The organism is Desmospora activa DSM 45169 (genome assembly GCF_003046315.1).
GTDB classification, from domain to species: Bacteria; Bacillota; Bacilli; order Thermoactinomycetales; family DSM-45169; genus Desmospora; species Desmospora activa.
This window is the reverse complement of sequence record NZ_PZZP01000003.1, coordinates 35,200-52,666: the sequence shown is the minus strand read 5'-3', so window position 1 is coordinate 52,666 and position 17,467 is coordinate 35,200. Positions and strand designations below refer to the sequence as shown.

Here is a 17,467-nt window from a genome sequence, read left to right as displayed (position 1 = left end):
GTGACGAACGATTTACGGCCCTGCCCTGAGGGAGGAATGCCCTGTGTTGGACGTTAACAATTTTGAGTTCATGAAAATCGGACTCGCTTCCCCCAATAAAATCCGCTCTTGGTCCCGTGGGGAAGTGAAAAAGCCGGAAACGATCAACTACCGCACGTTGAAGCCGGAAAAAGAAGGGCTCTTCTGCGAGAAAATCTTCGGTCCCACCAAGGATTGGGAGTGCCACTGCGGCAAATATAAGCGCGTCCGCTACAAAGGCGTTGTTTGTGATCGCTGTGGTGTAGAAGTAACCCGGCAAAAAGTGCGACGGGAACGGATGGGTCACATTGAATTGGCGGCCCCCGTCTCCCACATCTGGTATTTCAAAGGAATTCCCAGCCGGATGGGGCTGGTTCTCGATATGTCGCCCCGCTCGCTGGAGGAAGTGATCTACTTTGCTTCCTATGTAGTAGTGGATCCCGGTGCGACGCCTCTGGAGAAAAAACAGCTCCTCTCCGAAAAGGAGTATCGCAGCTACCGCGAAAAATACGGCAACGCCTTCACTGCGATGATGGGTGCAGAGGCGATTAAGCGGATTTTGGCGGATATCGATTTGGACAAAGATGTGCAAGCACTCAAAGACGAAATGCAGACCGCCCAAGGGCAACGGCGTAACCGGGCGATCAAACGGCTAGAGGTATTGGAAGCCTTCCGCTCTTCCGGGAACCAGCCGGATTGGATGGTGTTGGACGTGTTGCCGGTAATCCCACCGGAGCTCCGTCCGATGGTGCAACTGGATGGGGGACGTTTTGCTACCTCCGACCTCAACGATCTTTACCGCCGGGTGATCAACCGGAACAACCGCTTAAAGCGTTTGTTGGATCTGGGTGCGCCGGACATTATCGTCCAGAACGAAAAGCGGATGTTGCAAGAGGCCGTCGATGCCCTGATCGACAACGGCCGCCGTGGCCGTCCGGTTACGGGACCTGGCAACCGTCCCTTAAAATCCCTCTCCCATATGCTAAAAGGGAAGCAGGGACGATTCCGCCAAAACCTGCTGGGGAAACGGGTGGACTACTCCGGTCGTTCCGTTATCGTGGTGGGACCCAACTTAAAGATGTATCAGTGCGGTCTGCCCAAAGAGATGGCGTTGGAGCTGTTTAAGCCCTTTGTGATGAAGGAGCTGGTGGCCAAAGGCTTGGCTCACAACATTAAGAGCGCCAAGCGCAAAGTGGAGCGTGTTCACCCTGAAGTGTGGGATGTGCTGGAAGAGGTTATTAAAGAGCATCCCGTTCTGCTTAACCGTGCTCCTACGTTGCACCGCTTGGGAATCCAGGCGTTTGAGCCTATCCTGGTGGAAGGGCGCGCTATTCGTTTGCACCCGTTGGTCTGTACCGCGTATAACGCTGACTTTGACGGGGACCAGATGGCGGTGCACGTGCCATTGTCTGCCGAGGCGCAGGCGGAAGCCCGACTGTTGATGCTGGCGGCACAAAACATCCTCAACCCCAAAGACGGAAAACCGGTTGTAACCCCGGGTCAGGACATGGTACTGGGTAGCTACTACCTTACCTTGGAGCGAGCGGGCTCGCCTGGGGAAGGGAAAGTATTTACCGATATCGGCGAAGCGATCAACGCCTACACGCAGGGGTATGTTTCCCTGCATACCCGGATTGCGGTTCCGGCGAAGACCCTAAATAAGCCGGCCTTTACGGAAAAACAACGGCAAGCACTGTTGTTGACCACCGTCGGAAAGCTGATCTTCAACGAGATCTTCCCGCCGGATTATCCGTATATCAACGAACCTTCCAAGGTGAATCTACAGGATGGCACCCCGGAAAAATACTTTGTGTATGACAAAGGGATCGATATCGCCAAGAAGATCAAGGAAATGCCGGAACAGGACGCTTTCAAAAAAGGCTTCCTCGGCACCGTGATCGCTGAATGCTTCCGCCGCTTTGGTACCAAAGAAACCTCGGTTCTCATGGACAACATGAAAGCGTTGGGCTACTCCTATTCCACCAAGGCCGGGATTACGATGTCCGTCTCTGACGTGGTGGTGCCGGAAGAGAAATCCGACATCCTGGATGAAGCGGAGAAAAAGGTGCAAACCGTGCTAAAGCAGTATCGGCGCGGTCTCATCACCGAAGAAGAGCGATATGAACGGGTGATCTCCATCTGGAGTCTGGCCAAGGACGATATCACAGACGTATTGATGAAAAAGCTGGGTAAATTTAATCCCATCTATATGATGGCTAACTCCGGTGCTCGGGGGAACGTTTCCCAGGTTACACAGTTGGCTGGAATGCGGGGCCTGATGGCCAATCCGTCAGGACGGATCATCGAGTTGCCGATTAAATCTAATTTCCGTGAAGGGCTGGATGTGTTGGAGTACTTTATCTCCACTCACGGCGCGCGGAAAGGTTTGGCGGATACGGCGCTTCGAACCGCCGATTCCGGTTATCTGACCCGTCGTTTGGTCGATGTGGCCCAGGATGTGATTGTACGGGAAGAAGATTGCGGTACCGACAATGGTTTGCCCGTTCGTCAGATCCAGGAAGGCAACGAAGTGATCGAGGAGTTGTTCGACCGAATTGTGGGTCGGGTTGCCTTTAAAACGGTACGACATCCGGAAACGGGTGAAGTGCTGGCTGAGCGTAACCAGCTGATCAATGAACAGATCGCTGAGCGCATTGTGGATTCCGGCGCCGAGGAAGTAGAGATTCGCTCCGTTCTCAGCTGTCGCACGCACCATGGTGTCTGCCGCAAATGTTACGGTCGCAACTTGGCGTTGGGCACCCGGGTTGAAATTGGCGAAGCCGTAGGGATCATCGCTGCCCAATCGATCGGGGAGCCGGGTACACAGTTGACGATGCGTACCTTCCATACCGGCGGTGTGGCTGGTGACGACATCACCCAAGGTTTGCCCCGGATTCAGGAGCTGTTTGAAGCGCGCAATCCCAAAGGGCAGGCCACGATCACCGAGATTTCCGGTAAGATCAGCGACATCCGCGAGGTGAAGGATCGTCGTGAGATCGAAGTAGAAGGCGATGTAGAATCCAAATCCTATCAAGTTCCTTACGGTTCCCGCATGAAAGTGGCAATTGGCGATGTCGTGGTAGCAGGCGACGAATTGACCGAGGGGTCGATCGATCCCAAAGAGCTTCTGCGGGTAAAAGGGGTTCGCGGTGTGCAGGAGTATATCTTGCAGGAAGTACAAAAGGTATACCGTCTGCAAGGGGTGGAGATCAACGATAAGCACGTGGAAGTGATGATCCGGCAAATGATGCGTAAAGTCCGGATCACCGATTCCGGCGATACCGATCTCTTGCCCGGTTCCTTCGTCGATCTGTACGACTACGAAGAAGCCAATCGTAAAGTCCTTCTGAAAAGTGGAGAACCGGCAGTGGCCCGACCGATCCTGCTCGGCATCACCAAAGCGTCGCTGGAGACCGAGTCCTTCCTGTCTGCGGCATCCTTCCAGGAAACCACTCGTGTTCTCACCGATGCCGCCATCAAAGGCAAAGTAGACCGCCTCCTGGGGCTGAAGGAAAACGTCATTATCGGGAAACTGGTACCCGCTGGAACCGGAATGTCCCGTTACCGCAATCTGGCTGTCAAAAAGTCACCAGAAGCGGAAGGGGCAGAAAGCGGCGAAATGGCGGAAACGGTATTGGCGGATTGAGTGGGGTAAAGCTTGCGGGGGCGATGGGGATGCAATGACAGCTCCATTCCCTGTATAAGTAAATTTCGGAAAACGACACCCACCAAACCGCGTGCGTTTGACGGTCACGTGGTTTGGTTCGGGTATGGTTATCGATTTATTCCGCTGCTACACCAGTACAATAGTGTTCTTGCGATATCTTACTTCATTGGTCGGAAGAAGTAGTCGTAAAAGCTAACATCCACTTGTTGACAACGGTTGATCCAGGTGGTAAGATATCGTCGTGTGCTTGGTATTTTTCACTTTGGAGGGCGAACGTTCTTGTCTTATGATAAAGTGAAAACGGCAAGTTCCCTGATGATTGGAGCCAAGCAGACCAAGAAAGCGGTTGAGCAAGGAAAAGTGCAACAAGTGCTGGTGGCGAAGGATGCTGATGAGCATGTGACGCGCTCCTTGATCCAGCTTTGTCGCCATCACGGGGTTCACGTCGTATATGTCGACTCCATGAGGGAGTTGGGTAAAGCCTGCGGGATCGACGTGGGCGCGGCGACTGCCGCCATCCTTGAGTAAGTAAATTGGAACAACCGATACCCATCAAACCGCGTGGCCTTAAGACGCACGCGGTTTGGTTTGGGTGTGGGTTCCGATTTTACGCATTAAAATGAACCGCCTGGTTCTGTGGGCTTGAAACAAACTGGTGAGGAGGTGACTGGATATGCCGACAATCAACCAATTGATTCGCAAAGGTCGGAAGCGCAAAGTGGAAAAATCGACCGCTCCGGCGTTGCAACACGGCTATAACAGCTATCGCAAAGAAACGACCAACCAAAGCTCTCCGCAAAAACGGGGTGTATGCACCCGTGTGGGCACCATGACTCCGAAAAAACCGAACTCCGCCCTGCGTAAATATGCCCGTGTGCGTTTGAGCAACCAGATCGAGGTAACGGCATACATCCCGGGGATCGGCCATAATCTGCAGGAGCACTCCTCTGTGCTGGTGCGTGGTGGCCGGGTAAAAGACTTGCCGGGTGTCCGTTATCACATCGTCCGCGGTGCACTGGATACCGCCGGTGTTCAAAACCGGATGCAAGGGCGTTCCAAATACGGAACCAAACGGCCGAAGAAATAATCGATGAAAACGACCATGCAGAAAAGGAGGGAATCCAATGCCGCGAAAAGGACCTGTACCCCGTCGGGAAGTGCTGCCGGATCCGATTTATAACAGCAAGTTGGTCACTCGTCTGATCAACCGGCTGATGCTGGACGGTAAAAAGGGGAAGGCACAAAAAATCTTGTACGATGCCTTTGATCTCGTCCGTGAACGTTCGGGCAAAGATCCGATGGAAGTGTTTGAACAATCCTTGAAAAACGTGATGCCGGTGCTGGAAGTAAAAGCACGCCGCGTTGGCGGAGCCAACTACCAGGTGCCGGTGGAAGTAAAGCCAGAACGGCGCACCAGCCTCGGTCTGCGCTGGTTGGTCAGTTATGCGCGTCTGCGTGGTGAAAAAACCATGCAAGAGCGTTTAGCCAATGAATTGATGGATGCCGCCAACAACACCGGCGCCGCCGTCAAGAAAAAGGAAGACACCCACCGGATGGCCGAAGCCAACCGCGCTTTTGCCCATTATCGCTGGTAAGGGTGTAGCCAATATTTTTTGCCAACGATGAAAGGAGACAACCCTGATGGCACGTGAGTTCTCTTTGAAAGAGACGCGCAACATCGGGATCATGGCACACATCGACGCGGGTAAAACCACGACGACGGAACGGATCCTGTTCTACAGCGGTCGGGTTCATAAAATCGGTGAGGTACATGAAGGTGCGGCCACGATGGACTGGATGGAGCAGGAGCAGGAGCGTGGAATTACGATCACCTCCGCTGCGACCACCTGTCAGTGGAACGACCATCGTATCAATATCATCGATACTCCCGGTCACGTGGACTTTACCGTCGAGGTGGAACGCTCCCTGCGCGTGTTGGACGGTTCCGTAGGGGTCTTCTGCGCCAAGGGCGGCGTGGAGCCTCAGTCCGAGACCGTTTGGCGCCAGGCGGATAAATATAGTGTTCCCCGCATCGCTTATGTTAATAAAATGGACATCATCGGTGCCGATTTTTACGGTGCCGTTGAACAGATGCGGAACCGGCTGAATGCCAACGCTGTGCCGATCCAGTTGCCGATCGGGGCTGAAGATTCCTTTGAAGGGATTATCGACCTGGTCAAAAACTGCGCGTACTTCTATTTGGACGATCTGGGTACCCGTACGGAAGCACGGGAAATTCCGGATGAATACAAGGAAAAGGCCGAAGAATATCGCACCAAGCTGCTGGAAGCCGTCGCCGATCTCGATGATGAACTGATGGAGAAAGTCCTCATGGAAGAGGAGCTTACCGAAGAAGAGATCAAAGCGGCTGTGCGCAAGGGTGTCTGCAATGTGGAGATCATCCCAGTGCTGTGCGGTTCTTCCTATAAAAACAAAGGGGTTCAGTTGATGCTGGACGCCGTTGTCGACTACATGCCGTCTCCGCTGGATGTTCCCCCGATCCAAGGGGAGCTGCCAGACGGCACCGAAGCCAAGCGCAAATCCGACGACAATGAGCCCTTTGCAGCACTTGCCTTTAAAATCATGTCTGACCCCTATGTGGGTAAACTTACCTTCTTCCGGGTGTATTCCGGCACCTTGGATTCCGGTTCCTACGTGCTTAATGCTACCAAAGATAAGCGCGAGCGGATCGGACGCATCCTACAGATGCACGCCAACAGCCGGCAAGAGATTAAAACGGTGTATGCTGGCGATATCGCCGCTGCCGTCGGTCTGAAAGATACCGGTACTGGTGACACCTTGTGTGACGAAAAGAACCCGATTATCCTGGAATCGATGATCTTCCCCGACCCGGTGATTCAGCTGGCGATCGAGCCGAAGACCAAGAGTGACCAGGATAAAATGGCGATGGCTCTGGCCAAACTGGCGGAAGAAGACCCTACTTTCCGCGCTGAGACCGATGAAGATACTGGTCAGACGATCATCCACGGAATGGGTGAGTTGCACCTGGACATCATCGTCGATCGCCTGCGACGGGAGTTTAAAGTGGATGCCAATGTGGGTAACCCACAGGTGGCCTTCCGCGAAACCTTCCGCAGCGCCGCCAAGGTGGAAGGGAAGTTTATCCGTCAATCCGGCGGTCGTGGTCAATACGGTCATGTTTGGATCGAATTTGAGCCCCTGGAAGAAGGCGGCGGTTTTGAATTCGTCAACAAGATCGTTGGCGGTGTCGTACCACGGGAATACATCCCCGCTGTGCAAGCAGGTGTGGAAGAAGCCCTGCAAAACGGTGTGTTGGCCGGATATCCGCTCGTAGACGTAAAGGCTACCATTGTAGATGGATCCTACCACGATGTGGACTCCTCGGAGATGGCCTTTAAGATTGCCGGTTCAATGGCGCTAAAAGCAGCCAAAGGCAAGTGTAGCCCCGTCATACTGGAGCCGGTGATGAAAGTGGAAGTCAATGTTCCCGAAGAATATATGGGCGACATCATGGGCGACATCAACTCCCGCCGTGGTCGTGTGGAAGGGATGGAAACTCGTGGCGGCACCCAAGTGATCAAGGGAATGGTGCCTCTGGCCGAAATGTTTGGGTATGCAACCAGCTTGCGTTCCCGTACCCAAGGTCGTGGAACCTACTCCATGCACTTCGATCATTATGAAGAAGTGCCGAAGAGCATCGCGGAAGAGATCATCGCCAAAAACTCGGGTCAGTGATCTTAGACGCACCTTTTAACGGGTAAAGAGAGTTGGAGCGGATCATACCCGCTTCCACTTTCTCCCTTATACATTAACTATTTATGGAAGTGAACAAAAGGAGGATCTCAAGTCATGGCGAAAGAGAAGTTTGAGCGTACAAAACCGCACGTCAACGTAGGCACGATTGGTCACGTTGACCATGGTAAAACCACTCTGACGGCTGCGATCACCACGATCCTGGCCAAAGCCGGCGGCAGCACTGCAATGGCTTACGACCAAATCGACAACGCTCCGGAAGAAAAAGAGCGTGGAATCACCATCTCCACCGCTCACGTGGAATATGAAACTGAAAATCGCCACTATGCGCATGTGGATTGCCCAGGCCATGCTGACTACGTCAAAAACATGATCACCGGTGCCGCTCAAATGGACGGCGCGATCCTGGTAGTTTCCGCCGCTGATGGTCCGATGCCGCAAACGCGGGAACACATCCTGCTGTCCCGTCAGGTTGACGTGGAACACATCGTTGTATTCCTGAACAAAGTGGACATGGTGGATGACGAAGAGTTGTTGGAACTGGTGGAAATGGAAGTACGTGAACTCTTGTCCGAGTACGACTTCCCGGGTGACGACATCCCGGTTGTGGCTGGTTCCGCTCTGAAAGCCCTGGAAGAGCCGGAAGGTGAATGGGCTGAAAAGATCCTGGAACTGATGCGTGAAGTGGATAACTATGTGCCTACTCCGGAACGCGACACCGACAAGCCCTTCATGATGCCGGTTGAGGACGTCTTCACCATCACCGGTCGTGGTACCGTAGCCACCGGTCGTGTAGAGCGCGGTGTGATCAAGGTTTCCGACGAAGTGGAAGTCGTCGGACTGGAAGAAGAAACCCGCAAAACGGTTGTCACCGGGGTGGAAATGTTCCGTAAGCTGATGGATCAAGCTGAAGCTGGGGACAACATCGGCGCCCTGCTGCGCGGTGTGAACCGGGAAGATATCCAGCGTGGCCAAGTGCTGGCCAAGCCGGGTACGGTGAAACCCCACACCAAATTTAAAGCACAAGTGTACATTCTCTCCAAAGACGAAGGCGGTCGTCATAAGCCGTTCTTCGGCGGTTACCGTCCGCAATTCTACTTCCGCACCACCGACGTAACTGGCGTGATCAGCCTGCCGGAAGGTACGGAAATGGTGATGCCCGGAGACAACGTCGAGATGGAAGTGGAACTGATCGCCCCGATCGCGATCGAAGACAACACCCGCTTCACCATCCGTGAAGGCGGCCGCACCGTCGGCGCTGGCGCTGTGACCACCATCACCAAGTAAGGGATATAGTTAAAGACCTCCCATAAGTGGGAGGTCTTTTTGTTGTGCATAAGAGTAACGCTTCAAATTTATACTTTCAGAAATAAAAAGCAACCTCATTCAATCGCTGTCACAACTTGTGCGTGCTTAGGGCATCATGAATCACGCGGTTACGGAGCTGAGAGGCCACTGGGATCAATATCCTGTGCTGTGAACAAAAAAACCGCCAAGACGCCACCGGGTACCCCGAGGAGCTGCCAGACGGCACCGAAGCCAAGTGCAAATCCGACGACAATGAGCCCTTTGCAGCACATGCCTTAAAATCATGTCTGATAGAGGGTAGGAGTGCCAGATGGTTTTCTTTTCTTTGGGCTAATGCCTGAAAGTATTGGTTTGATCTCTGATTGGCGTTAAACAAAGTAACTTTTTTTGTTTCTAAAATACGTAAATAGACAGACTAAAATGTATAATAAATTAACTGGGTAATGTCTGGCCCTTTAAGCAGACAATGGAGAGGTTGTAATCGATCAAAGCTCTTTTCTTTTTACACCATCATTTTTATAGTTGCCAGACATATCTTTTTTGTTTAAAAAAGGGGGTTGTGAACTTGCGGTATCAGCTAAAAGGAATCATGTGTGGGATTGCGTTTTTACTAGCTGTAATGCCGGCAACGGCGTTCGCTTGTAACGCTGGGCCGGAGGTAGATGGGGATAAAGCAGGTTTGGTAAAGCCGGGAAAAGCCTTTAGCAACGGGAAAGCACAGATGAGTGTTCACCCGAACTACGAGTTAAACGAGATCGCGACTGCATCCCCGGAGGAGCGAAAAGGAGTCGACGTTACATCTGCCGATGTCTACGCCCATAAAGGATATGCCTATATGGGAACGCATCGCGGTCAGCAATCCAACGAAGGTGTGCGGGTATTTGATATCCGTGACCCCAAAAATCCGGTGGAAGTGGCCGCTTTCGCCAATGACCTCCCCGGAACCTGGCAGGAAAAGGTGATTGTAAAAGAAGTAAACACCAAGCATTTTAAAGGGGATCTGGCGGTGGTAAGCGTACAAAAGTACCGTCAGGATCAGACACAAAACGGTGGGGTGTTGGTCTATGATGTGACCGATCCCGCGAACCCAAAAAAATTGGCTTTTTGGACCTTGCCGGAAGAGATCCGCTCCGGTACCCATGAGCTTTACTTGACAGTACAAGGCGATCGCGCCATCTTTCTTGCCGCCAACATTTATGCGGATTACTACACGGAAGGGAAGTACCACGACTTTTCCATCGTTGATGTCAGTAATCCTGCCCAGCCGGTGGAGTTACATAACTGGAATCCACGGGAATTGTTAAAAGCGGCAGACTATGACGGCTATACGTACACCGATGACGAAGGTGCCCAACGCACTGCCTTTGCCCACAGTATCATCACGGATAAGAAGGGCGAATTCGCCTATGTTTCCTATTGGGATTTGGGCACGATTATCGTCGATATCCGTAACCCCGAAAATCCTACCATTGTCGGTCACACCAAGTTTGAACGGCATGTTCAAGGCGCGGCCCACTCCGCCGCTCTGGCTAAAGGGGATACCATCCTGATTGAGACACGGGAAGTATTTGAACCGGATCCCGATGATCCAGCATTTGAGCGGGGATGGGGATATGTACGCATTTACGACATCAAGGACAAGAAAAATCCAAAGCTGATCGGAGATTACCGTTCGGAGAACTCCATGCGTCAAATTAAAGCGGGGGAGCGGGATCCAGGAACATACACTGTGCATGATCCCAAAGTGAAAGGGAATCTCCTCTATCTCTCCCATTATTCAGATGGGGTACGTATTGTGGATATCACCGATCCGACCCATCCCTATGAAGTGGCTTCCTATGTGCCTGACCGGGCAATGGTGTGGGGAGTCTTCCTGCACAAAAACGAAATTTTGGCATCCGATATGGGAACGGGGCTAAAGGTCTTGGAATTAAACCGGAAACCGGATCGAAAAAGCCTCCTGTAAACCGGCTATTCATATTTTGTCAATAACCTCGAAAGCGCCCCTTGGGTGCTTTCTTTTGTTCATAAATTGAGCCAACAGTTGTTGGTGATCCACTCAAAAAAGCGACCTTCCATGAGCTTGTTCATGAGAGGTCGCTTTTTGGTTATAAACCCATTTGATCGGGATTGATATTCAAACGAACGTTCGTTTTCCATAGCATTTTAACTACAGGGTTGGTCCCCCGAGCGATGATCCCCATGATAGGGATAGGTTTATCTATGATTAAGGTGGCGTTGGAAAAATCGTCTTAGCGGGCCAACAGACAGCAAAGCCGGGTGGAGAATCAATCCCCGGTTTTTGGGTTGCATCCACCCGCCATAATCACTGCCAAGATAACGTGATTGATCCGATAATCAAGAGGTTAGGCGCTATCTCTTTTCTAATACCATCGTGCTGCGTGGATTAACAGTAACCGTTTTTCCTTTGATCGTACCTAAGGTTTGGGTGCCTGCCCGCTCCTCGTTGACAAGTACATTCCAGGAATCACTGTCGGGAAGTGTGACTTCCACTGTGTCGGGGTTAGCATTGTGGATGATTACCAGCGTATTCTCCCGTTGGCTGCCTGCGATGGTGTAGGCGACGGTGTTTTCCGGGCTGTTCAGGAACGTGAGACGCTCCCGGATTTCGTCGGGATCGGACAGGCGAAACTGGGGTTTAGCCAGGCGCAATTGGATTAATCCCTTGACGTAGTCGACTTCATTAGCAAAGACTGCTCGGCGATTCCAATCGAGACGGTTGATTTGATCCGGGGATTTATAACTGTTTTCATCGCCGTATTTGGTGCGCATAAACTCCTGACCCGCATGGAGAAAGGAGATGCCTTGAGAGGTAAGGACGATGGATGTAGCCAGTTGATGCATCTGTTTGCGCTCCTCTTCGGAAGCATCCGGTTGGGTGAGCTCTAGCTTATCCCACAAGGTGTGATTGTCATGGGCTTCTACATAAGTGACCGTCTGATCAGGGGAGGTAGCAAAGGTAGATAGCTCTTCACTGTAAGCGATCCCGCCCACAATCCCTCGCCGGATCTCCCGTTCCATGCCAGGTTTACCGTTGACAAAACCGGCATCTCGCTCCTCAAATACACTTCCCTTTAGCCCGTCACGGATATAGTCGTTAAAGTGAGCGATGCCCGCCATCTGGGCGGCGTTTTTCTGGTTGGCCTTTTTTGCGGGGTCCAGCGGTGTATTTAGATCCCAGCCTTCACCGATGATCAGGATCGAGGGATCGATCTGATCCAACGCCTCTCTCACTTCGTTCATGGTATCCACATCATGGATACCCATCAGGTCAAAGCGGAAGCCGTCGAGGTTGTACTCTTTCGCCCAAAAGGTGACGGAGTCAACGATAAATTTGCGCATCATCCGTCGCTCGGAAGCGGTATCGTTTCCTACACCGGTACCGTTGGCCAAGGTGCCATCTTCGTTGTAGCGGAAGTAATAGCCCGGTACCAGTTTATGAAACGAAGATTGTTCCACATCGTAGACATGGTTATATACGACGTCCATCAACACCCGTAGCCGCTCGTCGTGAAGCGTCTGTACCATCTGCTTCAACTCGGTGATGCGGGTGACGGGATGATAAGGGTCGGTCGCGTAGGAGCCTTCAGGTGCATTGTAGTTCTTGGGATCGTATCCCCAGTTGAATTGTGGTTCATCCAGACGGGTTTCATCCACTGAGGCGTAGTCATAGATGGGTAAAAATTGCACATGGGTCACACCCAGATCCTTGATATGATCCAGTCCGGTTTTCACGCCGTTCGGCCCTTGTGTTCCTTTTTCCGCTACACCAAGAAACTTCCCCTTATGTTGGATGCCACTGTCGGGGTGAATCGATAGGTCCCGTACATGGGTTTCATAGATGACGGCATCGGTCGGTTCGCCGAATGTCGGCTTCTTCTGCGGCTTCCATCCTTTGGGGTTTGTATTTTTTAGATTGAGTACAATCCCTTTGTCCCCATTGACAGTAACGCCTTTGGCGTAAGGGTCAACCGCTTCATTCCATTTATCTCCGATTTTGACGCGGGTTGTGTAGATGGTGCCGTGTTGATCACCGGATAAGGTGGTTTGCCAGGTCCCTTTTTTACCCGCTTTCATCTCAATCATTTGCCCCTCGTCATCTTCCCAATGATCGTAAACGACCAATTGTGCCCGCTGTGCAGTAGGGGCCCACAAGCGGAAATCGGTTTTCTTTTTGTCGTATAATGGTCCCAGTTCACCATTATAGGCATACCGTTGATCAAAGGTAGCGGTGCGGACTACTTTGCCAGCGGTAACGGTTTTTTCCCCGAAACCCTCAAAGGAGAGACGAGGCGGTTGGGAGAGATTCAGTTTTTGATTTGTATGCAGAAGCAAATGGTTGGTCTCTGTTTGCTCCGGATCTGGGGCTTCAATCGATTGGATGGCGATGCCGTCCGATAAGGTTATCCGTTTTTCTGCTTCTTGCCAAGCGAAGGGTTGATTGGTGCGGATGGAGATCGTATCCCAATCATCGATGCTGGCGTCTACAATTTTTGGGGAGCGATCCACCTCTTTTTCATCATAATAAACGGTATCTTCTCCTTGCAGGATCCACACCTCCACCTGATTTTTTTCCCGGTTCCACTGGGTGATAGTGCGATCGCTAAAATCTTTTTCCGCCCACTCATTTTCCGGCATGCTGCGGCGGGGTAGAAGGCCGATCTGGTCCCCCTCCTGCAGGCCTGTTATTTGAAAGCGGGCGATTTTGCCGTATTCATCATTCGCTGTAAACGGGTAGGACTTTCCATCCCGCTCTTCCGCCCACGCCCACAAATTCCATCCTTCATAATCGCCGCCAAAACGCCAATAGTGGACGGTAACATCAACCGTGTCTTCCTCGGTTTGTGCAACCGTTTGCATCGGAAGCGTGAAAAAAAGACTGCCAATCAACATCAACGACAGCATGATTGCAATACCCTTTTTATAACCCGCGCGTTTCACAGAATCACTTCCCCTCTCAGATAGTCTACTCTATGGTACTTCAGCTTTGTAAGGGGTTTCAATAATAAAGTGGGAAAATTGAATCTCTTTGTGGAGGCTCCTCCTTTTATTGCTGTTTATGACAGATCTCATTGAAGTGGAGAAACTGGATCCGACGGTTTATTTGCAGCGGTTGCGATTAAGTGACCAATCATCAATCGATACGGGTCTTAAGCTTGGTCATCATGATCGGCGCAAATCTCCGACGATTAATGAAGGATTGCCCTTTTCAAAAGTGCCAATAGTGTGGGATGATGATATCATCCATATCGTAACCAGACGGGGTGGTTTCGATAAAAACGCTGGAATATTACATCGAATTGCGATTGCACTATTCAGATGTGGGGGTTGGGCAAACGATCAACGTTCGTTTGGATGAGTTGACGGAGACACTTTATAGTTCAAAACGAAATGTGACGCGCCTGCTAAAAAACATGGAGAAAGAGGGGTACTTGAGCTGGCAGCCGGGAAAGGGGAGAGGCCATGCTTCCGCTATTCAGTTTCAACGTCCCTTGGATGAGGCTGTATCCCTTCACTTTGATCAATTGCTGGATTGGGGAAAGTACAAAGAAGCGATCCGTTTGCTGAAGCGGAGCGGAGTGCCGCCAACGGTACGGGACCGCTGTTATCGGTTATTGATGGCGGAGCTGAGTATTCCCGGACTTTCCGTTGATGAATCGTTATCGACACAATTATCGGATCTAAAGCCGGCGATCGTATCGACAGAGACGGGGAGCTGGAGGATTGTGCGGAAAGAGGGATGAGAGGGGGAAGTGTGTGCTAAAGATGTAATCTCCGAAATCGACCCGAACTTCTCCACATTTCGCCCCTGTTTACTTTTGTCTGGGATTAGGATAGAATGAATACAAAAGAAACGCATAAACTAACGGCACGAACCCGTGTACCGGGTCCGTGCGACAACTGAGCTTAGGTGTCAGTTGAAGTCCGGTTTCCGCTGCCACGGGTATCGGACTTCTTGCTTTCTCGGCGTCGTTGCAACCAAAATGTCAGGAATACCGGTCCAAAGACCAGGAACGCCTGCCAAAAATGGCTGAAGAGCCAAGATAACAAGTCTCGCATGCGGTTTCACCTCCTTCCGCATGGGGCTCACGGAAGGCACCTCCTTTCCAGGGGAAGGTTCGGATGGCCCCTGCCCTGGCCCCGTGAGGCCAAGGCCAGGGCAAGACTCCGAAAAAAGTCCACCTAAAAAAAGAGAACCGCATGGGAGAGACGTCCGATCTGGATCGTGCCTTGTCCATCAGTATAGCATATATTGGTGGAAGATTCATTTTATTCTACAAGAAAAAACGTCAATTTTCTTTATCACAATTCACCCCCTTCCTTTTATCAGGTTGGGGGTGTTTAAGTGGGCATGATCCGAATTTGAAAACAGGGTTTTACCTTTTGAAGGTTGGCAAAGCGGCGATTGCTTCCAGGTACGGTGGTTTGATTACGCCATATTCTGTGACGATTGCGGTGATCAGGTTGGCCGGTGTAACGTCAAAGGCTGGATTGTATACGTTTACGCCCGGAGGTGCAGTGGCAGTATTCCAGCCATGGGTGATCTCGGCTGCATCCCGCTCTTCAATCGGAATATCGTCACCAGTAGGGGTGTTCCGATCGATGGAAGGGGTAGGGGCAGCGATATAAAAGGGAATGTGGTGGGCTTTCGCTAAAACGGCTAGCGAATACGTTCCGATCTTGTTAGCTACATCCCCATTGGCGGCGACTCGATCCGTTCCGACGATAACGGCTTGGATCTTGCCCTGTTGCATCATATGGCCAGCCATGTTATCGCAGATCAAGGTTACGTCGATCCCCGCTTGTTGCAGTTCATAGGCGGTTAGACGAGAGCCCTGGAGTACCGGCCGGGTCTCATCGGCATATACGTGGATGTTCCAGCCTTTTTCCTTGGCTAGATAAAGGGGGGCCAGTGCTGTGCCGTAGGCGGCGGTAGCCAAACCACCAGCATTGCAGTGGGTGAGAATGCCCATTCCGTCGTGAAGTAAGGGCAGAAAGTTTTCTCCGATCTGTCGACAGAGCGCAGCATCCTCCTGCTGAATCGCCTGTGCCTCTTCCAGTATGTGTGTTTTAAGCTGGGAGAGGGGAAGGTTGCGGTCAGTTTCAGCACGCAAAAGAACACGATCCAACGCCCATACCAGATTAACGGCGGTCGGACGAGCCGAGCGCAAATCCGCAGCTGTCCGTTGAAGGGTTTGCCAAAAGCCGTCGGTATCCGTATCAGGAAGATGACGGATTCCCAGATAAAGACCGTAGGCCGCAGCGATGCCGATGGCGGGAGCACCGCGAACAGCTAGGGTAACGATAGCGTCCCGTACTACTTGGGGAGAGCGGCAGGTGATATAGCTGGTTTCTAGCGGGAGTCTTCGTTGATCCAGTAGTTGAAGCCCCTCTTCCGTCCATCGTAGAGAAACGGGATGGGGAAGTTGCGAAAGGATGGTGCTCATATTTGCACTTCCTTTTGGGCGGCAATGGATTGAACCAAGTGAACGAGTGCATCCCCGTCGGTTATTGAGCGCCGTTGTAGTACACATTCACGTCCGATGTGTAGTGCCAATCTCTCCGCCTCCGCCCGCACCCTTTCATCTTCGATTGTCTCCAGGTCAGCCACCGGCGCCAATCCGATTACCCGCCGCATCATTTTACAACCGGCAAAACCGATGCTATCGACCAAGATCTCTTGCAGTACTTGATCCACATAACCCGGTGTTTTCCACATTTCATCACGGACATGTTCCTGCCACAGCGTTCGAAACTGTTGCTCAAACCGGTGCCATGTCTGCTGTGCGGTCTCCAACAACCACACTTGATACTCCCGTCGTTCCGTGATGGAACCCGGTTGACCCTCGTGCGAAGCAAAGGAGAGGAAGAGGTTGGCCAAAAACGCTCCTATATCAAACCCAATTGGCCCCACAAAAGCAAATTCTGGGTCAATCACTTTGGTGCTGCTATCGGTAACCATGATTGATCCGGTGTGAAGGTCCCCATGCAGCAACGCTTGTGCTTTTGTCATAAACGATTCTTTTAATGTGGCCACTTCCCGCTTTAAGACCGCGTCACTCCAGATTGCTTCCACTTGGGGGCGGATGTGGGGATTAAAGGAATTGGTGTCCGCATCGTAGTAGGGGTCGGTAAAAACCAACCCTTCGGTGATATTGCATAGCTCCGGGTTGATAAATTGGCGCACCAGCTCTTTTTTACTGGCGGGATCGAGATAGTAGTCCGAGGTAAAAAATAGCGTGTGTGCCAAAAAGGTGGCGATATCTTCAGCCAAACGAGGATAACGCTGACGTTGGATCAGTCCGGTTCGCAAAATTATATGATCCGACAGGTCCTCCATCACCGTGAGCGCCATCACCGGATCATAATGAAACACTTTTGGAACCAGACCGGGGGCTCGTTCTGCTTCCTTTTTTAAGGTCTCCGATTCAATTCGAGCGCGATCCAAGGTCAAAGGCCAGGATTCTCCCACCACCCGTGCATAGGGCAGCGCTTGTTTGATGATTACACTCTTATCCGACTGTTGATCTACAATATGAAACACCAGATTAAGGTTGCCGTCTCCAATCTCCCGATTCACTAACTCTGCCGTTTGCTCAAAGAGACCGGGCAATTGGCGGACGTACTGGATTGCCCCTTCGTCTGTCAACGGTTGATATGCTTGCGCCATACGTTTTCCTCCTATAGGCAAAAGTTTCAATCAATTTTTTACAGCCC

The 17,467-nt window shown here is 51.7% G+C and carries 12 protein-coding genes; 8 read left to right on the top strand and 4 right to left on the bottom strand.

Features of this window, described 5'->3' with window-relative positions:
• The first annotated feature begins 43 nt into the window (after window positions 1-43).
• The 7 genes from rpoC (at window position 44) to C8J48_RS16325 (ending at window position 10,694) form a co-directional block, all read left to right on the top strand.
• On the top strand, window positions 44-3,664 hold the full coding sequence (rpoC, locus tag C8J48_RS16355) for a DNA-directed RNA polymerase subunit beta' (RefSeq protein ID WP_107728339.1): 3,621 nt from the start codon (window positions 44-46) through the stop codon (window positions 3,662-3,664).
• 300 nt (window positions 3,665-3,964) lie between these two features.
• Window positions 3,965-4,213: a 50S ribosomal protein L7ae-like protein gene (locus tag C8J48_RS16350; protein WP_107728338.1), complete on the top strand. Its 249-nt coding sequence runs from the start codon at window positions 3,965-3,967 to the stop codon at window positions 4,211-4,213.
• A 145-nt stretch (window positions 4,214-4,358) separates the two neighbouring features.
• Window positions 4,359-4,772, top strand: coding sequence for a 30S ribosomal protein S12 (gene rpsL, locus C8J48_RS16345; protein ID WP_107728337.1), 414 nt, complete (start codon window positions 4,359-4,361; stop codon window positions 4,770-4,772).
• Window positions 4,773-4,809: 37 nt separating this feature from the next.
• Window positions 4,810-5,280 carry a 30S ribosomal protein S7 gene (gene rpsG, locus C8J48_RS16340; RefSeq protein ID WP_107728336.1) on the top strand — a complete coding sequence of 157 codons (471 nt, stop codon included), beginning with the start codon at window positions 4,810-4,812 and terminating at the stop codon, window positions 5,278-5,280.
• Between the two features lie 46 nt (window positions 5,281-5,326).
• A complete protein-coding gene (gene fusA / locus C8J48_RS16335) occupies window positions 5,327-7,402 on the top strand; it encodes an elongation factor G (protein WP_107728335.1) in 2,076 nt (691 codons plus the stop codon).
• A gap of 114 nt (window positions 7,403-7,516) precedes the next feature.
• The gene (gene tuf, locus C8J48_RS16330; protein WP_107728334.1) at window positions 7,517-8,707 is read left to right on the top strand and encodes an elongation factor Tu; all 1,191 of its coding nucleotides are present in this window, start codon (window positions 7,517-7,519) and stop codon (window positions 8,705-8,707) included.
• Between the two features lie 580 nt (window positions 8,708-9,287).
• Window positions 9,288-10,694 (top strand): LVIVD repeat-containing protein, encoded by a 1,407-nt coding sequence (locus tag C8J48_RS16325; RefSeq protein WP_425430486.1) that lies wholly within the window; start codon window positions 9,288-9,290, stop codon window positions 10,692-10,694.
• Window positions 10,695-11,101: 407 nt separating this feature from the next.
• Here C8J48_RS16325 and pulA read toward each other — a convergent pair whose 3' ends face one another.
• Window positions 11,102-13,690, bottom strand: coding sequence for a type I pullulanase (gene pulA / locus C8J48_RS16320; RefSeq protein ID WP_245891265.1), 2,589 nt, complete (start codon window positions 13,688-13,690; stop codon window positions 11,102-11,104).
• A gap of 323 nt (window positions 13,691-14,013) precedes the next feature.
• On the opposite strand from pulA, the gene C8J48_RS16315 reads away from it, so the two are divergent.
• A complete protein-coding gene (locus C8J48_RS16315) occupies window positions 14,014-14,493 on the top strand; it encodes an SgrR family transcriptional regulator (protein WP_107728333.1) in 480 nt (159 codons plus the stop codon).
• A 163-nt stretch (window positions 14,494-14,656) separates the two neighbouring features.
• Here C8J48_RS16315 and C8J48_RS18855 read toward each other — a convergent pair whose 3' ends face one another.
• From C8J48_RS18855 to mtnK, 3 genes are all read right to left on the bottom strand, one after another.
• Window positions 14,657-14,809 (bottom strand): hypothetical protein, encoded by a 153-nt coding sequence (locus C8J48_RS18855; RefSeq protein ID WP_170105638.1) that lies wholly within the window; start codon window positions 14,807-14,809, stop codon window positions 14,657-14,659.
• 317 nt (window positions 14,810-15,126) lie between these two features.
• Entirely contained in the window at window positions 15,127-16,197 is a 1,071-nt protein-coding gene (gene mtnA / locus C8J48_RS16310) for an S-methyl-5-thioribose-1-phosphate isomerase (protein ID WP_107728332.1), read from the bottom strand.
• Window positions 16,194-17,420 carry an S-methyl-5-thioribose kinase gene (gene mtnK / locus C8J48_RS16305; RefSeq protein ID WP_107728331.1) on the bottom strand — a complete coding sequence of 409 codons (1,227 nt, stop codon included), beginning with the start codon at window positions 17,418-17,420 and terminating at the stop codon, window positions 16,194-16,196. The genes mtnA and mtnK overlap by 4 nt, the downstream gene beginning before the upstream one ends.
• Between the last annotated feature and the right edge of the window lie 47 nt (window positions 17,421-17,467).

What these genes read in the sequence shown, in the direction of transcription:
- C8J48_RS18855 (WP_170105638.1), bottom strand. Translation starts at nt 14,809, where the DNA reads ATGCGAGACTTGTTATCTTGGCTCTTCAGCCATTTTTGGCAGGCGTTC.
- tuf (WP_107728334.1), top strand. Translation starts at nt 7,517, where the DNA reads ATGGCGAAAGAGAAGTTTGAGCGTACAAAACCGCACGTCAACGTAGGC.
- mtnK (WP_107728331.1), bottom strand. Translation starts at nt 17,420, where the DNA reads ATGGCGCAAGCATATCAACCGTTGACAGACGAAGGGGCAATCCAGTAC.
- rpsG (WP_107728336.1), top strand. Translation starts at nt 4,810, where the DNA reads ATGCCGCGAAAAGGACCTGTACCCCGTCGGGAAGTGCTGCCGGATCCG.
- mtnA (WP_107728332.1), bottom strand. Translation starts at nt 16,197, where the DNA reads ATGAGCACCATCCTTTCGCAACTTCCCCATCCCGTTTCTCTACGATGG.
- fusA (WP_107728335.1), top strand. Translation starts at nt 5,327, where the DNA reads ATGGCACGTGAGTTCTCTTTGAAAGAGACGCGCAACATCGGGATCATG.
- rpsL (WP_107728337.1), top strand. Translation starts at nt 4,359, where the DNA reads ATGCCGACAATCAACCAATTGATTCGCAAAGGTCGGAAGCGCAAAGTG.